Here is a 15,108-nt window from a genome sequence, read left to right as displayed (position 1 = left end):
TTCACCACCTCCAACATCATCGGGGCGACCACGCTGGCGCAGTTGGAGATCGACCTGGCCAGCATCGACCTGACGCTGTCCGAGGAGCTGATCGCGGGGATCGAGGCAATCCATACGCGGCAGCCGAACCCCGCTCCCTAGAAGCCCGTCGGACTTAGGATGAACCGGCTACGGAAGCGGGACAAGGGTCCATGTCGCCCCGCTTTTCGTGACATAGTCCCCACTATGCGCCTCACAACCGGAACGACATGGCCTCACTCTCCCACTCCCTCGCTTCGATCCCCCTCAATCCGACAGGCGCCTAGGGCCTGTTGACATTCATCTGAGCGAGGCTGACAGCGGGCAGAGTCAACCTGACCTCGGTGCCCGGCTCGCGTCCGATCACCTCCACGCCAACGCCCATGGCGTCGGCGAGACGCTGGGCCAGGGCGAGTCCGATGCCGGTGCCCTTGGTCTCGCGCGTGGGCTCGTTCTCCAGGCGATGGAACAGCCTAAAGACCCGTTGACGCTCGCCCGAGGGGATGCCGGGTCCGAAGTCGCGGACCCACAGATGCACACGCCCTTTCTGAGGCATGCCGCAGCCGATCTCGATGCATTTGCGCTCGGCCTTGGCCGAGAACTTGATCGCGTTGTCGACCAGGTTGATCAGGATCTGGGTCACCGCATCCGGGTCGGCCCGCACGCCGCGGTCGCCGTCACACTCGATGTTCAGCTCGAAGCCCGCCTGCTCCGCCTGCATCACCAGAGCAGGGCGCGCCTGTCCGATCAAGTCGGCCAGGGTAACCGGACGTGGCTCGAGCGGCCGCGCGTCACGGCTCATCCGGGCCAGCTGCAAGACGTTCGTCACGAGTCTGGACAGGCGCTCGCTCTCGTCGTGGATAAAGCGGCAGTAGGCGGGGCGCTTGTCGTCAGTCACCCACCCCTCGCGCAGCATCTCGCTGTACATGCGGATCGAGGTCAGGGGTGTCTTCAGCTCGTGACTGACGGCCGCGACGAAATCCTGTTGCTGGCGGATCAATCGGAGCTGGCGCATCCCGAGCCGATGCAGAAGCCAGGTCCCGACGCCTAGCACGAGGGCCAGGATCAGCCCCAGCCAATAGACCAGCGACGCACCCGGCGGGTCGGGGAGGCGCGCGACACTGAACAGGAGCCGCAGCGCGCCGAAGGGCTCCTGGAGCTGGCCTCGGTAGATGGGCGTCCCGATCGGCAGGTTGCTCTTCGCGGTGAGCTCGTAGCGAAGGGGCCGAGCCCCATAGACCGCAAGCCTCTCCCCCCCAGCTCACCGCCAGGTCCACGGATCGCTCTAAGGTCGACGCTCGCAAGGCGTCTCGGATCTGGGCGGACAGGAAGGCATCGCGGTCGATCACGGCACCCTGCACCGAGCGAGCGCCGTCGCGCCAGGCCCATCGAAACAGCACGAAATGGCCGCTGTCGAGCAGGCTGAAGCGGAACGGATCCAGCTCCGCTCTCGAAGGTGCGGATCGGACCCCAGGCCCGCCGCCCAGGACCTTCCGCCGGTCCTGCCGAGGCCCCCTCGTCGTCGGCCGGGCTTGGCGATTCCGCTTCGGCCGCAGCCCACCCGGGACCGCCGGAGTCGCCCGAGATGGCGGGGCCCGTTCGGGCTGCGCCTTGCCCCCGCCCCCGAGGGCAGGCGCCGGCATCAGCTCTGGAAGCGCTGTCTGCTCGCGGCGAACGCTGCGCAACGACTTGGCCCTTTCGTCGGTCTTGCGAGCGGGCGCGAGGGCCGACGGATCCGCGGCCTCGCGCAGAGCCCCTGGATCCAGCCGTGAAGGGTCCCGGTCTGCCGCTGCTCGTCCTCCTGGTCGGCGGCCGCCTCGGTATCCGACGACGGGTACAGCTGCTCGAAGATGGCCTGGCCTTCCGATCGGCCCGGCGGGAAGGCCGGCGCCAACCCGCCGTCTCGGCGCGCAGTGTGGGAGCCCGGCGCCGTCTGTTGCCTCACCGCGGGCGCAGATGGCGCCGGCATGTCGGACATCGAAGGCCGCTCGACGAGGGTATTGCGTTCCAGGATCGAAGCGATCCGCCGCTCCAGCGCTCGACGTCCGAGCAGCTCCTTTAGACCGATCCCGTAGGCGGCGGCATCCCGGCCCGCTGGCGGCAACAGGGGTGTGCTGAGTCGTCCGGCGGCGTCGATCTGGAACCAGCCGATCAGGCCGGGGATCTCTCCAACGACCGGGAACGCCGCCAGGACCGAGCGCTGCTGCGGCGCCGCCTCGAGGCCCAGCGGATCGCCGCCCTGCTCGCCGCCACCGCGGGGACCCTCGCCTGGTTCCCGACCCTGCAGCGCCCTGCCACGGCCGGGCTCGAATCCCCACCGCCCATCGCGGTGCAGCCCGACGGCCACAGACCCGTCGTCGAGGCCGTCTTCGTCCTCGACACCACCGGCAGCATGGGCGGTCTGATCCAGGCGGCGAAGGACAAGATCTGGTCCATCGCCTCGACCATGGCCGCCGGCGAGCCCGCCCCCTTGATCCGCATGGGGTTGGTGGCCTATCGCGACCGTGGCGACGAGTACCTGACCCGTGTGGTGGATCTGACGCCGGATCTGGATACGATCCACACGGCGGTGTCCCGACTGCAGGCCAATGGCGGCGGCGACACCCCGGAGAGCGTCAACCTGGCTCTGCAAGAGGCCGTGAACGCCGTCTCATGGAGTCCGGACGGGGGCGTCTATCGGGTGATCTTCCTGGTCGGTGACGCGCCCCCGCACCTGGACGATCAGGAGGATGTCAAATACCCGCAGACCCTTGCCGTGGCGCGGAAGCGCGGAATCCGCGTCAACGCGATCCAATGCGGTGGCGCGGCCGACACCCGGGCCGTGTGGCAAGAGATCGCCCAGCTCGGCCAGGGCGCCTTCTTCGAGGTTGAGTCGGACGGCGCGACCGTAGCCATCGCCACCCCATACGACGATCGGCTCGCCCGCCTGTCCGCCGAGCTGGACGGCACGCGCCTCTACTACGGCAGCGAGAGCGAGCGCGCGCAGCGCGCCGAGCGGCTGAGCGACTCCGCGGCGGTCCGGGACGCAGCGCCTGCCCCGGTGCTCGCCCGTCGCGCGACCTTTGCCGCGTCCGCGAGCGGCCGAGCGGCGTTGCGCGGCGACAATGAGCTGGTAGACGACATCGCGAGCGGCCGGAAAAGGTTGGATGCCATCGAGACCGGGGATCTGCCGGAGCCCCTGCAGGCCCTCTCGCGTGACGACCAAAGAGAGACCATCGACGCGCTTGCGGAGCGGCGTGCCCAGGTCGTACGACAGATCGAGGAGACATCGGCGGCCCGGTCCGACTACCTGCGTCGAAAGGTCGCTGAGGCCGGAGGCGCGTCGTCATCCCTGGATCGAAAGCTGTTCGACACCGTGCGTCAGCAGGCGCGCGGCATCGGTCTGGAATATGCCGACGACGCAGCGGCCTACTGATCCGCCCAGCTGCTCGAGCACATCCCAACGGCGTGACCGCCGCCCGCGCACCAGACGGCGAGCCACCGTTGCCCAGCTCAGGGGTCGTCTTCGAGCGTCAGACCCGGACGGCCGCACTTGAGACCCGCAAGCCTGACCGCCTCCCTGACCGCCCCGTCGGCGGTCAGGCCGGACGCGAGACCCTGGACCACCCCGGCATTGAAGACATCGCCCGCCCCCAGGGTATCGACGACCGTCTCCGGGCGGAAGGCCGGCACCGCCTGAACCCTGCCTCCGCGCGCGAGATAGCTGGCCCCTTGCGCACCCCAGGCGACCACGCACAGCTCGGCGTCGGTGCAGCGCGCGAGGTCTTCGAGGAATGCCCCGGCCCGGCGGCATCCGCTTGCCAGGGCAAAGCCGCGGCTGGCCAGCAACACCCGCGGACCGTCCATCAGCCACTCGATCCCGGGACGCCGTTTCTCGAGCTCGACCGAGACCGGGAGCTCCGGCGCCTCACTGCGGACACGCTGGATCATGCGCCGGGTCTCCGGCGGATTGCGCCCCTCGAAATGGACCCAGGCGACGTCCTTCAGATCGACCTGGTCGAATGCATCCGCATCCAGCTCCGGCAGGTCGCGAAAATGGACGATGGTTCGGGTGCCGTTGGCCCGGCTGAGCGCGACATATGACGTCGGGGTCGTGCCGCCGGGGACACGCACCGCATCGCGCGTCTCGATACCGTGGCGCGCCAGATCCGCGAGGATCAGGTCCGCGGCCGGGTCATCCCCGAGCGTCCCGACCCAGCGGCAGGGTCGACCAAGCTGCGAAAGGATCACGAGGCTGTTGGCGACGTTGCCGCCGCGCACCCGCCGCTGGGTCAGCGCACGCACCTCCTCGTCTTCGCGAGGATAGACCGCAACCTCGTTGATCAGATCGAGCGTGGCGATCCCGACACCGAGCACGCACCGCGCAGATGGATGGTCCGGGCGGTTGTCTGAATCGGGAGTCATGGGCAAGGTCGAGGCGACGGCTTGGATCAGGGATCGCGCGCAATGCGAAACCCCAGGACATTGAGCCGCGTCTCGGGGACGAACCGCTCGCGCACATAGGCACGCATCGACGAGGCGGGCTTGTTGAATCCACCGCCACGGGCGACGCGATGGGTACAGTTGCCGTCGAGCCTGGCACGGCCATCGCCCGGCGCATCTCGATAGCTCGCGTGGTAGCAGTCGGCGACCCACTCCGTGACATTGCCGGCCGTATCGAAAAGCCCGAACGGACTCGGCTCGAAGCTGCCGACGGGCGCCGTCGAGCGCCTGTCCCAGGCGCTGCCGCAGTCGAAGCAGACAGCACGACCGGGCTCCAGCCCGAAACCCCACCAATAAGACCCGCGCCCGCCAGCACGCGCCCCGTACTCCCACTCGGCCTCCGTCGGGAGGCGGTAGCTCCGCCCGGTCTCGCGGGACAACCAGCTCGCATAGGCCCGGGCATCGTCCCAGCTCACCCCAACCACCGGGCGGCTGCCCCGCCCCCAGCCGAAATCCGGAGGCGAGTCGCGGCCCGTGGATCGGACGAAGCGGTCGAACTGATCGAAGGTCACCTCGTAGGCACCCATCAGGAAGGGCTCGATCGAGACCTCGTGGGCCGGACCGAAGTCGTTCGCGATTGTCAGATTGTGACCCATCTGGAAGCGACCGCCCTGGAGCATCACGAGCGTCGGCCCGAATGCGCCGCTGCGCAGTCGATCACGCTGCGTAGGCGGCGGCGCCACGGGCACGGTCGTGACCGGCTCGGAGGCGGGGGCCTCGACGACGCTTGGCGGCTCAGGCCCGGCCTCAGGCATACCCGTCTCGGCGGGCGTCGCCGTTGACCCGGGGCCGATCGGAGCCGAGATCTCGAGACGGCTCCAGACGACGGCCGCAAGCAGCCCGAGCGCCAGCAGCGTGAGGAGCGACCACAGGTGGATCGGCGTCCACCGCGACAGGGTCCGCGGCGGGTTCCCGGGCGACTCAGGCGGGTGGGCGCCCGGCGCCGCGTTCTCCAGTGACTGCGCCTGGATCTCCGCCAGCGACTGCCGCAGCCGTTCGACCTCCTCCTGGGCGACCTTGAGTGAAACGTCGCGGCGCTCGACCTCTTTCCTGAGACCGTCGAAGATCACGTGCTGGTCTTCCAGGACGTCTTCCAGGCGGCGGCATTCCTGGGTGATGTTGTCGAGCGCCTGCTCCTTTGCGCTTAGGACACGCTGGAGACTCTCGAGCTCTTGCCGCAAGGCCAGACGCTCCGCGGCGGATTCCGCACCTCCTTCGGCAGCCGACTCGCGCTCTCGAAGGCGCAGATTGATGCGCGCGACCTCCTGCTCGGCCTCGCGGCGCATCTCACCGAGTGCCTGCCGGAGCGTAGCGGCCTCGGCGCGATCATCCTTGGGTCGTTGGGACAGGGTCTCGTCGGCCATCCGCAGAGCTTCGAGAGTCGTTAAGGTCCGCGCCAGATCAACCATCGCGCGGGGTTATGCCAGCCAAACAAGGGCCTTTCGCTGCGTCCATGGTCGTGCTTTCCGACCAGTGCGCCGCCGTGAGTATATACCCGTCGCAAATGGGTGTTGCGGTAAGCGAGATGCGATTATCGTGCCCGACGGCAAGGCGCGGCGAGGAGGAAGAGCGGACCCGATTGCCAGGAATCGCACCACAGCGGTCGGGGCGAGAGGCGTGCGTCGCGGCGGAGCATCCATCTGTGGCGGGTATATAATTGGGTGATTCCCCTGTGGAAGCGCATGAAACATGCGGCGCTTCCCGCGGCCCGTGATGCCGCCCCAACGCCTGAGCATGACCGCGAGCAAGCGTCCAGCCTCGGCGAATCCGCATTCGCCGACAAGTCCCAAGATCCTGCGTCGACGGCGTCGATGAGGACCCTCGGCAGCGTTGCGGCCGGACACGGGCTGACCGCCGAGGCGGCCGCGGCGACACTTCGCGCCGGCGGAAATGCCTTTGATGCGGCCCTCGCCGCGATGTGCGCCGCCTGCGTCGCCGAGCCGGCTCTGGCCTCGCTTGGCGGGGGCGGCTTTCTGCTTGCCCGCCCCAGCGGCGGCGTCCCCCAGGTCTTCGACTTCTTCGCGCAGACACCCCGTCGAAGGCGCACGCCGCAGGAGTTGGATTTCTATCCGATCCTCGCCGACTTCGGTGATGCCACCCAGGAATTCCATATCGGCCTCGGATCGATTGCAACGCCGGGCGCGGTGGCCGGGCTCTTTGCGATGCATGGCGCCCTATGCCGGCTGCCGCTCGCGGCCATCGTCGCCCCGGCGGTCCATCTGGCCCGCGAGGGTGTCGCGGTCAATCGCTTCCAACGGGGCATCTCCAAAATCATTGCCCCGATCCTGCGCGCCAGTCCGGAGGCACTTAAGCTGTACGCCGACCCGGGCCAACCCGACCGGCTCGCTGCCGTCGGGACACGGGTGCGCAACCCCGATCTCGCCGACACCCTGACCGCGCTCGCCCACGAGGGATCGGACCTCTTCTATCGGGGAGACCTGGCACGGCGGCTGGTGCGGGACTGCGCCGAGCAAGGCGGTCACCTGATCGGCGCCGATCTGGCTGAATACCGGGTCGAGCGACGATCCCCGCTGATCCGCGACTACCGGCGAGCGCGGGTCTATACCAACCCGCCGCCGTCCCATGGCGGGCTCCTGATCAGCGTCACCTTGCGGCTGCTCGAACGCGTCGAGCTCTCCCGAACAGAGCGATACGGAGCTGCACATCTGCATGCACTTGCCCTGGCCCAGGACCTGACGCAACGCTTACGCTGGGAGCAGCCGTCAGCGCTCGAGGACGCGACCGCCGCGCTGGACCCGCGCATCCTGGAAGCCTATTGCAGACTGATGGAGGGTGGCGCAGTCTGCAGCCGCGGCACGACGCAGATCAGCATCGTTGACCACCAAGGCAATCTGGCCAGCCTAACCCTCTCCAATGGCGAGGGCGCAGGCTATGTGCTCCCGGGCACGGGCATCATGCTCAACAATATGCTGGGGGAAGAGGACATCAACCCGCATGGCTTCCACCGCTGGCCCACGAACCGGAGGATCAGCTCCATGATGGCGCCGACCCTGCTGGCGATGCCGGACGGGGGCTGGGTGGTCACCGGATCGTCGGGGTCCAACCGGATCCGCAGCGCCATCCTACAGGTCATCAGCAACCTGATCGACTTCGAGCTGGACCTGAGGACCGCCGTTGCGGCAGCCCGGATCCACCGCGAAGGAGACGTTCTGAACCTCGAGCCCCCGGTCTCGGCCGCCACGATCGGCCAGCTCGCGCCCGAATGGCCCGGACTCAAGGTATGGAATCAGCCCAGCCTCTTCTTCGGTGGCGCCCATAGTGTCGCGGTGGCTCGCGACGGGAGCACGACGGGTGCCGGCGATCCGAGACGCGGCGGGGTGGCCGTCCAGGTGAGGGCGCCCGCCCGTCGCGGGTTGCCGGCAAACCACCGCGGCGGCTCGCCGACCGCGCCGCCGTCGCAGTAGATCAGCCTCAAGTCAGTAGGGTCGATGAGGGCGCAGGGTCATCTCACCCCCGCGCAGGACCAACTCCATCCGTCTCAGATACGCCATTCCGAGCAACACCTGATCGCCCTGCATGTTCGGCAGGACCGTCGCGTTCAGGTCGTAGGCCACGAGCCCCCCGACATCGACACTGTCAAGTCTCGCGACCCAAGTGCGCACATCGCCGTTCCCGGTCTTGCTGATGCCCCCCGGTTGCAGTCGGAGCCCCAGCGTCTGCGCGACCATGAACGGCATGGCGACATCCACCGCGCCGGTATCAACGAGAAACTCTACGAGCGTGCCGTTGATGCGCCCATTGGTCACATACTGACGGACCTGATTTTCCTTGAGGACAACCTGGGGTATGCCCTCTGCGCCCAGATAGGCGACGGGATCCGGGTTCGGATTCTGCCGGCGCGCCGTCTGCTCGCGCACCAGCAGGATCAGCACCAGGCTCGCGACCAGAAACGCCGGGATCCGAAGCTTACGTCCGAGCCAGGCCAGGTCGGCCGTTCGAACCTGTTCGAGTTTGCTCATCGTGCGAGAGTGCTCGTCGAAGCGCCTGAGGCAGGGGCAGCGCTCGCTCACCGCCGTGATCGTCAGGCTCAATCGCCGGGGCTGCTCGCGTGCGGTGCCATCCAACTGCCCTCTATGGACTCGTTGGACGAACCGCGGACTGAATCGATACCACACCCGCGGCGAGGTTGTCGAGGCGGGCCTCGATCGAGCGGGACTGTCGTGCGCTGCCGGGATGCGGATCAGGATCCCGCATGTGGCCGGAGCGTCAGCGTGCGTCCCCGCTGGACCATGTCCAGATGTCTCAAATAGCTCATGCCCAGCAAGACATCCTCGCCCGGCATGCTGGGGAGTACGGTGGCACGCACGTTTCGGGCGACCAGCCCGCCCAGATCAACGCTCTCAAGCCGCGTGGTCCAGGTCCGCACCGTCCCGTTCGCGGTCTTGCTCAGCCCCCCCGACCGCAGCGGGAGCGACAGTCGCTCGGCCAGGGCGAGAGGCAAGGCGACATCCGTCGCCCCGGTGTCGATCAGGAAGCGCACCGGCGACCCATTGATCCGCCCTCCCGCGACATAGTGTCCGGCACGGTTGCGCTCCAGCCTCACCTCGGGGATACCGCCGCTGCCCTGCGTGACCACGGGATTCGGATTCGGGTTGTGCTGGCGCGTGATCATCCCGTCGAACAGCATCACCAGCAGGGCCAATCCGGCGACCCACGCCGCGAACAGCATCACGCGACCGACCCGGGAAGGCATGTCGTCGGCGTTCGGTGGAACATCATGCATCGGTCCGTCCATCATCGGCCCCTCATCACACCCAAAAGGCGGGCAAGCCACGCGTCCTTGACAGGTTGGGTCTGCCTGGTTTGGCCTCGCATGCGCCGAGAGGTCCTTCAGAAGGCGCCCGTCTGCGCGCAGCATCGGACGTCCCCGGCGACCGTGAACGGCATTGACTTCCGCATGGCTCCGATGCCCCCAAGCTGCCGGCCACCCGTCAGCTTGGGAGGTTGCCGACGGAGAGGGGCAAAAGCAAGCCGCTCCGCACGTCGCCCCCCAGGTCCACGACCGGACGCTCTTCATCGGCCATGGCCGGGGCGCCCGCCGAGGCGGCATGCGCTGCCGCCATGGCCTGGAGTACACTGCCCGCACCTGCAGGGCCCCGGGCAATTGCGATCCTGCGAGCAAGCACGAGGGAGGCCACCGACAATGTCCCTAACGCGCACGCACTATCGGGTCGTCGGCCAGGACGATTACATGCTGGACATCACCGTGGAGCCGACCGGCGCCTATCGCGTGGACTGTGGCGATCACACCAGCCACAAGCCCCGCCAAGGCAGACTGGATGGGCGCCAGGTCGGCGAGTTGACGCGGCTGATCGATGCCTTGGGCACACCGCAGGAGCACGCGGCGCCCGAAGGCGCCACGGGCTTCATGGCCGAGCTGACACTGGGTGTTCCGCCCGACGTCCGGGTCTACCGCGTCTGGGAGGGCGCGATGGACAAGGTGCCCGATGTGATGGCCCTGGTCCGTGCCCTGGAGGTGATCTGAGTCGCACATCGGGGGCTGCGCCCTGATCCGCTCGTCCCGCGGTGAGCAGGATCAGCGCCTCGCACTGGGCCTGGCTGGAGCGGATGCTCGCGCAGGATGCACCACCCTTTGCGGTGATACCGCCGACGCCCCGGCGCTCGGGTGAGCGAGGACTGGGCGTCCGATACAGGGCCCCGCGGCCGGCGCCGGTCCAGAGACACGGTTCGGACATGGCGTGCCGGATTCGGGCCTCGGCGGTGCGTTGGGGCGACCCATGGCGGGAGGCTGGGGGCCGGTCCCGGGCCCCGTAAGGCTAACCGGACCTCGATCCGACCACCCCGGCGGGACCGATCGGGCGCCCGCAGCCCCCCTGCAATCGCGAGGCGCTCAACCGTCCTCTCCGGGATCATCTGCGCCAGCGCGTGCCCCCGCCCGCCAGTGAACCCATGATGCCGCGCACCAGTTGACGTCCGATCTGGGTGCCGAATGAGCGCATTGCGCTCTTGGCAAAGGCCTCGACGGGGGTCTGGCGGGTGCTGGTCCGTCGGCTGGTGGATTTGGCGCCCGGTCGTGTCGCTGCGGCATTGCGATCTTGACCGAAATACTCGGAGAGGTCCGGGATCTCGGGGGCGGCCGAGGCGGAGGCGGCCTCCTGGGCACGCTGCTCCAGGATCTCGTATGCCGAGACACGGTCGATGCTGACGTCGTAGACACCCTTCACAAGAGACCGGTCGATAATGGACCGGCGGACCTCGGGCTCGATCGGGCCGAGGTGACTTCCGGGTGGTGCGATATTCACCCGCTCGACGATCCCCGGGGTACCCTCCGCGTCGAGCGTCGAGACGAGGGCCTCGCCGACCCCGAGCGCCGTGATCGCCAACTCGGTGTCGAGGGCCGGATTCTGCCGGAAGGTCTCCGCCGCGACCCGCACCGAGCGCTGATCGCGCGGCGTGAAGGCCCGCAAGGCGTGCTGGATGCGATTTCCGAGCTGGCCGAGCACCGTCTCGGGGACATCGAGCGGATTCTGAGTGACAAAATAGACGCCGACGCCCTTGGAGCGGATCAGCCGAACGACCTTCTCGATCTTGTCCAAGAGGACCTTCGGCGCGTCCTTGAAGAGCAGGTGGGCCTCGTCGAAGAAGAACACTAACTTGGGCTTGTCCGGGTCGCCGACCTCCGGCAGCTCCTCGAAGAGCTCGGAGAGCAGCCAGAGCAGGAAGGTCGAGTAGATCGCCGGGGTGTGGATCAGCTGATCCGCCGACAGGATGCTGATGTAGCCGCGGCCCTGCTCGTCGATCCGCATCATGTCCTCCAGCGCCAGAGCTGGCTCGCCGAAGAGCAGGTCGCCACCCTGCTGCTCCAGCGTCAAGAGGCGCCGCAGAATGGCGCCGACACTGGCGCGTGAGACGTTGCCGTAACGCGTCTGCAGCGTGGCGGCATGATCGGCGACATGCGCCAGCAGGGCCCGGAGGTCCTTGATGTCCAGCAGCAGCCAGCCGTTTTCGTCGGCCAGGTGGAAGACGATGTTGATGACGCCTTCCTGGACCTCGTTGAGGTTCAGCAGCCGCGACAACAGAACCGGACCCAGCTCGCTCAGGGTGGTGCGGACCGGGTGACCCTGCTCACCGCGGATGTCCCAGAACATGACAGGGTTGCCCGCGTAGACGAAAGCGTCCTCCTCCTCGAGAGCCATCGTCTGCACACGCTCAGCGACTCGGCGGTTACCGCCCCCGGGCTGACTGATCCCCGCGAGGTCACCCTTGATGTCCGCCAGAAAAACCGGCACGCCGATGCGGCTGAACTGCTCCGCAAGGCGCTGCAGCGTGACCGTCTTGCCCGTGCCTGTGGCACCGGCGACCAACCCATGACGGTTGGCCATGCGCGCGAGGATCGAAACCGGCTCGGGCCCTTTGCCGACGAGGATGGACTGGGTCATGTCTGGCGCTCCGTGTATGGCGAAGATGGACAGTCGGCGAGACCGGGGCATGCAGGGCTAGGAGGAGCCGTCGCGCGGCATCCCGGCGAGCAGTATCCCTATCGCACTTGCGTTTCTCGGCGAGCAGGGCAAGACCCCGCTCACGCCAGGAGAGGTCGCGCTTCCCGCGTCCGATTCGGCAAGAGATGGGGGCGGCGCAACGCACCCGACAACGCATGCGCGGACGACGCCTCGTCCACACGCATGCCGCGGACACCGGCTTGACTTGTCTTGGGCGCTGTCGCACCTATCTTGCGCTCGTGACGTCAATCCTGCTTGGAACGGCCCTATGTCTCGTACACGAACGATACCCTCGCTGATCGCCGCGCTGATCCTCAGCGTGCTCCTGATGGTCGGATGTCTCCCGACGACCGGCCCAACCCTCACGACGCCGGAGGCATTCCAACGGATGCGCAACGGCGAGCTGACACTGATCGATATCCGTACCCCGGAGGAGTGGCGTCAGACCGGAATCGCCGAAGGCGCGCGACGCGTCGACATGCGTCAGCCGCAAGGTGCCGCGGGGTTCACCGATCGGGTCTTGGCCGAGGTGGGCGGGGACAAGACGGCACCCATCGCACTCATCTGCCGTACCGGCAACCGTAGCGGCCAGATGCAGCAGGAGCTCATGTCGCGCGGCTTCACCAACGTCTACAACGTGATCGGCGGGATGGCCGGCAGCCCGGCCGACTCGGGCTGGCTCGCCCAGGGGCTCCCGATTCGGCCCTGCCCGCAGTGTTGAGGGGCGATCAATCCGCCATCGCCAGCGAGTCGACGTCGATCTGCCAACGGTCGAGGATCTGGCGGTAAATCACAAGCTCGGCGTCTGCGAAGGATCCGTCGGAACGCGCCAGCAGCAAGAGCATACGGGCGAGCGTGCGCTGGGCGGCTCGGTGCGTGACCGGCGCCAGGATGGTGTCGACCCAATCCGGGTCGGCGAGCCCGACGAAGCGCGCGGTGCCGGCGTGCAGGATGAGATCGTCGCAGTAGGCATCGAGGACCTGGGCGAAGCGCTCGCGGTCGACGCCGAAGCGACGAAACGTACCAAGGTCATCGAGTGTCTTCAGCTCCTCGTCCTTGACCTCGCCGTCGCTGATGATGAATAGGGCGATGACTCGCAGCATGGCCTCCGCGCTGTTGTCCGCATAGGGGGTGACCTCCAGCATCCTCGTTCGTGCTCCTCATGGTTTATATTGCCTCGTGGCGCCCGCGCGATCATCGCACAATCCGGGGGACGGCGCCGCGCAGCCTGCAGCCAACGACAGCGTTTGCGTTCTCGGGACGAGCGCACCGACAATGGCGGGCGACAGCGGTTCGGCGCAGCCGCGTCATCCTCCCCGTGGACGCTGCAATCGGACGGATCGACGACTGGTATCATCATCTCGAGGGATGCGATCGCCATGTATTTCCGTGTCGACGAGACGACGCGCCGCAAGGCCAGAACGCCGCATGAGCTGGCGATGGTCAATCTGATCCTGTTCAACCTCTTGATCGGGGTCGCTCTGCTCGCGGGCTCAATGGCCCAGCCCGATTCGACGATCGGGCGTTTCAAGTGGGTTGGGGTCGCGATCCCGCTCGCGGTGTCCCTGGCGCTGATCACCCTGACCTGGCTCCGGTCAAGGCGTCCCGGCGAGTCGATGGCGTGGTTCGTTTCGATCCACTGGAGGTTGGCTGCCGCGCGCTATCGCTTGATCCTGATCACCTATCTGGTGTGCGCTGCGATCCTGAGCATCGCCCTGGTCGGCAAGCACGACGAGGCCCGGATCGCGGCTCAGGTCAGAGATCTGCCGCCGGCGATGCAGGAGATGGAGCGGCGCAAGCTGGAGTCGCAGGACATGGGCAGCGCTGTCTGGGCTCGGATCGGCGTCGTGCCCCTGCTGCTCGCGGTCATGGTGACGATCATGCTCGAATCCGGCGCCATCTACCAGGCCGGTCGCGGCGAGGTGCCCGATGCGCTGGCCAGGCGCTTTCCGCCGCCGGCAGGGCTCACCGGAAGCACCGGCGACACCCCTTGAGCGACTGGGCACGGCAGCCACTCCATGAGTCGCGGGAAGCAACGATCGTCGAATGCCGACCCCGAGCGCAGTCACACAACCATCACCTCAACCGGAGTTGGAGATGTCGAAGTCATCGCTTTACGCTGCAACCGCCCTATTGGCCGCCATGACGACGCCCGCCTTCGCGGCTAACCCGCAGGTCGCGATCGACGTGACGATCGGCGGCGAGCCCGCCGGAACCATCACGGTCGAGTTGTTCGCCGACGTGGTCCCCAAGACGGCGGAGAATTTCCGGGCACTCTGCACCGGCGAGAAGGGTGTCGGTGAGAGCGGCAAGCCGCTCGCCTATGCCGGGAGTCCATTCCATCGCATCATTCCGGAGTTCATGATCCAGGGGGGCGATTTCACCCGCGGCAACGGCACGGGCGGCGAGTCCATCTACGGCGAGGAGTTCGCCGACGAGAGCTTCGAGCTGCGACACACGGAGGCGGGCATCCTCTCGATGGCGAACGCGGGGCCCGATACGAACGGCTCACAATTCTTCATCACCGTTGCGCCAACCCCCTGGCTCGACGGTAAGCACGTCGTCTTCGGAAAGGTGCTCGAAGGGATGGATGTGGTCCGGGCGATGGAGGCTCAAGGATCCCAGTCCGGCCGCACCCGTAGCGAGGTGATCTTCGCCGCCTGTCGGGTGCTCTGATACGCGACGGGGGTCGAGGGCCCTCTCAGGTCGCGGCGCACCTTTTTGGTGCCTTCCGCGACCGGTCCGGCTCCTCACGGTCCCTCGAGATTGAAATTCCCGATCAACGGACTCAGAGTGTTCGCATCGTGACTGGCGTCGTCGGATGTTGGTGCAGTCTTTGCGTCTGGATCCGCGTACGCGCCTTTTTCACCAGCTCAGTCCCTGGGAGGATCCATGTGATGTACGACGTAGATCTTGAAAGAGACGGCCTCCACCGCTCTGCGGTGCACCACGCGCGTGACGCACACCCGATGCTGGGGCTGCAGACGTGGGCCGAGGCCCAGCCGGCGGACCGGCACACCAGCCGCTTCGGGGGCTACGAGCGCCAGATCGAGGCGGACGTGCTACGCGACCTCGGACACGTCATCGGCTGACGCCCAGCGTCAGAAGATGCCACAGACGGTCTAGG

General features: G+C 67.5%; 15 protein-coding genes. 7 read left to right on the top strand and 8 right to left on the bottom strand.

Annotated features, from left to right (window positions below):
* Positions 1-301: 301 nt before the first annotated feature.
* A complete protein-coding gene (locus LJE61_RS06930) occupies positions 302-1,033 on the bottom strand; it encodes a sensor histidine kinase (RefSeq protein WP_296917843.1) in 732 nt (243 codons plus the stop codon).
* A 627-nt stretch (positions 1,034-1,660) separates the two neighbouring features.
* Positions 1,661-2,365, bottom strand: a complete 705-nt coding sequence (locus LJE61_RS06925) for a hypothetical protein (RefSeq protein ID WP_296909585.1) — start codon at positions 2,363-2,365, stop codon at positions 1,661-1,663.
* Here LJE61_RS06925 and LJE61_RS06920 point away from each other — a divergent pair.
* Entirely contained in the window at positions 2,348-3,433 is a 1,086-nt protein-coding gene (locus tag LJE61_RS06920) for a vWA domain-containing protein (protein WP_296909584.1), read from the top strand. The two genes, LJE61_RS06925 and LJE61_RS06920, sit on opposite strands and share 18 nt — an antisense overlap.
* Positions 3,434-3,510: 77 nt before the next feature.
* On the opposite strand, the gene LJE61_RS06915 is transcribed toward LJE61_RS06920, so the two are convergent.
* Complete coding sequence (locus tag LJE61_RS06915) at positions 3,511-4,422, bottom strand: PfkB family carbohydrate kinase (protein WP_296909583.1); 912 nt, start codon at positions 4,420-4,422, stop codon at positions 3,511-3,513.
* 26 nt (positions 4,423-4,448) lie between these two features.
* Entirely contained in the window at positions 4,449-5,864 is a 1,416-nt protein-coding gene (locus LJE61_RS06910; protein ID WP_296909582.1) for an SUMF1/EgtB/PvdO family nonheme iron enzyme, read from the bottom strand.
* 447 nt (positions 5,865-6,311) lie between these two features.
* Here LJE61_RS06910 and LJE61_RS06905 point away from each other — a divergent pair, with 447 nt between their 5' ends.
* Positions 6,312-7,925: a gamma-glutamyltransferase gene (locus tag LJE61_RS06905; protein WP_296917841.1), complete on the top strand. Its 1,614-nt coding sequence runs from the start codon at positions 6,312-6,314 to the stop codon at positions 7,923-7,925.
* A gap of 12 nt (positions 7,926-7,937) precedes the next feature.
* Here the strand turns inward: LJE61_RS06905 and LJE61_RS06900 are convergent, their stop codons facing one another.
* Positions 7,938-8,480, bottom strand: coding sequence for a retropepsin-like aspartic protease family protein (locus LJE61_RS06900; protein WP_296913017.1), 543 nt, complete (start codon positions 8,478-8,480; stop codon positions 7,938-7,940).
* A 221-nt stretch (positions 8,481-8,701) separates the two neighbouring features.
* Entirely contained in the window at positions 8,702-9,256 is a 555-nt protein-coding gene (locus LJE61_RS06895; protein WP_296913026.1) for a retropepsin-like aspartic protease family protein, read from the bottom strand.
* Between the two features lie 408 nt (positions 9,257-9,664).
* Here LJE61_RS06895 and LJE61_RS06890 point away from each other — a divergent pair, with 408 nt between their 5' ends.
* Positions 9,665-10,006, top strand: a complete 342-nt coding sequence (locus tag LJE61_RS06890; protein WP_296913020.1) for a hypothetical protein — start codon at positions 9,665-9,667, stop codon at positions 10,004-10,006.
* A gap of 385 nt (positions 10,007-10,391) precedes the next feature.
* On the opposite strand, the gene LJE61_RS06885 is transcribed toward LJE61_RS06890, so the two are convergent.
* Entirely contained in the window at positions 10,392-11,921 is a 1,530-nt protein-coding gene (locus LJE61_RS06885) for a helicase HerA-like domain-containing protein (protein ID WP_296917839.1), read from the bottom strand.
* A 328-nt stretch (positions 11,922-12,249) separates the two neighbouring features.
* Between LJE61_RS06885 and LJE61_RS06880 the strand changes: the two genes are divergently transcribed.
* Positions 12,250-12,702 (top strand): rhodanese-like domain-containing protein, encoded by a 453-nt coding sequence (locus LJE61_RS06880; RefSeq protein ID WP_296917837.1) that lies wholly within the window; start codon positions 12,250-12,252, stop codon positions 12,700-12,702.
* Between the two features lie 7 nt (positions 12,703-12,709).
* Here the strand turns inward: LJE61_RS06880 and LJE61_RS06875 are convergent, their stop codons facing one another.
* A complete protein-coding gene (locus LJE61_RS06875) occupies positions 12,710-13,126 on the bottom strand; it encodes a TerB family tellurite resistance protein (protein ID WP_296917835.1) in 417 nt (138 codons plus the stop codon).
* A gap of 234 nt (positions 13,127-13,360) precedes the next feature.
* Here LJE61_RS06875 and LJE61_RS06870 point away from each other — a divergent pair, with 234 nt between their 5' ends.
* From LJE61_RS06870 to LJE61_RS06860, 3 genes are all read left to right on the top strand, one after another.
* Positions 13,361-13,975: a hypothetical protein gene (locus LJE61_RS06870; protein ID WP_296917833.1), complete on the top strand. Its 615-nt coding sequence runs from the start codon at positions 13,361-13,363 to the stop codon at positions 13,973-13,975.
* A 103-nt stretch (positions 13,976-14,078) separates the two neighbouring features.
* Positions 14,079-14,657: a peptidylprolyl isomerase gene (locus tag LJE61_RS06865; RefSeq protein ID WP_296917831.1), complete on the top strand. Its 579-nt coding sequence runs from the start codon at positions 14,079-14,081 to the stop codon at positions 14,655-14,657.
* Positions 14,658-14,878: 221 nt separating this feature from the next.
* Positions 14,879-15,073: a hypothetical protein gene (locus tag LJE61_RS06860; protein WP_296917830.1), complete on the top strand. Its 195-nt coding sequence runs from the start codon at positions 14,879-14,881 to the stop codon at positions 15,071-15,073.
* Positions 15,074-15,108 lie beyond the last annotated feature (35 nt).

The organism is Thiocapsa sp., from assembly GCF_022340925.1.
Taxonomy (GTDB): Bacteria; Pseudomonadota; Gammaproteobacteria; order Chromatiales; family Chromatiaceae; genus Thiocapsa.
The sequence above is the reverse complement of the archived record's forward strand: the minus strand, read 5'-3'. Positions and strand labels throughout refer to the sequence as shown.

Excerpts from the sequence above, each read along its gene's own strand:
- LJE61_RS06930 (WP_296917843.1), bottom strand. The coding sequence starts at position 1,033 with ATGCGCCAGCTCCGATTGATCCGCCAGCAACAGGATTTCGTCGCGGCC.
- LJE61_RS06915 (WP_296909583.1), bottom strand. The coding sequence starts at position 4,422 with ATGACTCCCGATTCAGACAACCGCCCGGACCATCCATCTGCGCGGTGC.
- LJE61_RS06910 (WP_296909582.1), bottom strand. The coding sequence starts at position 5,864 with ATGGCCGACGAGACCCTGTCCCAACGACCCAAGGATGATCGCGCCGAG.
- LJE61_RS06905 (WP_296917841.1), top strand. The coding sequence starts at position 6,312 with ATGAGGACCCTCGGCAGCGTTGCGGCCGGACACGGGCTGACCGCCGAG.
- LJE61_RS06900 (WP_296913017.1), bottom strand. The coding sequence starts at position 8,480 with ATGAGCAAACTCGAACAGGTTCGAACGGCCGACCTGGCCTGGCTCGGA.
- LJE61_RS06895 (WP_296913026.1), bottom strand. The coding sequence starts at position 9,256 with ATGGACGGACCGATGCATGATGTTCCACCGAACGCCGACGACATGCCT.
- LJE61_RS06890 (WP_296913020.1), top strand. The coding sequence starts at position 9,665 with ATGTCCCTAACGCGCACGCACTATCGGGTCGTCGGCCAGGACGATTAC.
- LJE61_RS06885 (WP_296917839.1), bottom strand. The coding sequence starts at position 11,921 with ATGACCCAGTCCATCCTCGTCGGCAAAGGGCCCGAGCCGGTTTCGATC.
- LJE61_RS06880 (WP_296917837.1), top strand. The coding sequence starts at position 12,250 with ATGTCTCGTACACGAACGATACCCTCGCTGATCGCCGCGCTGATCCTC.
- LJE61_RS06875 (WP_296917835.1), bottom strand. The coding sequence starts at position 13,126 with ATGCTGGAGGTCACCCCCTATGCGGACAACAGCGCGGAGGCCATGCTG.
- LJE61_RS06870 (WP_296917833.1), top strand. The coding sequence starts at position 13,361 with ATGTATTTCCGTGTCGACGAGACGACGCGCCGCAAGGCCAGAACGCCG.
- LJE61_RS06865 (WP_296917831.1), top strand. The coding sequence starts at position 14,079 with ATGTCGAAGTCATCGCTTTACGCTGCAACCGCCCTATTGGCCGCCATG.
- LJE61_RS06860 (WP_296917830.1), top strand. The coding sequence starts at position 14,879 with ATGTACGACGTAGATCTTGAAAGAGACGGCCTCCACCGCTCTGCGGTG.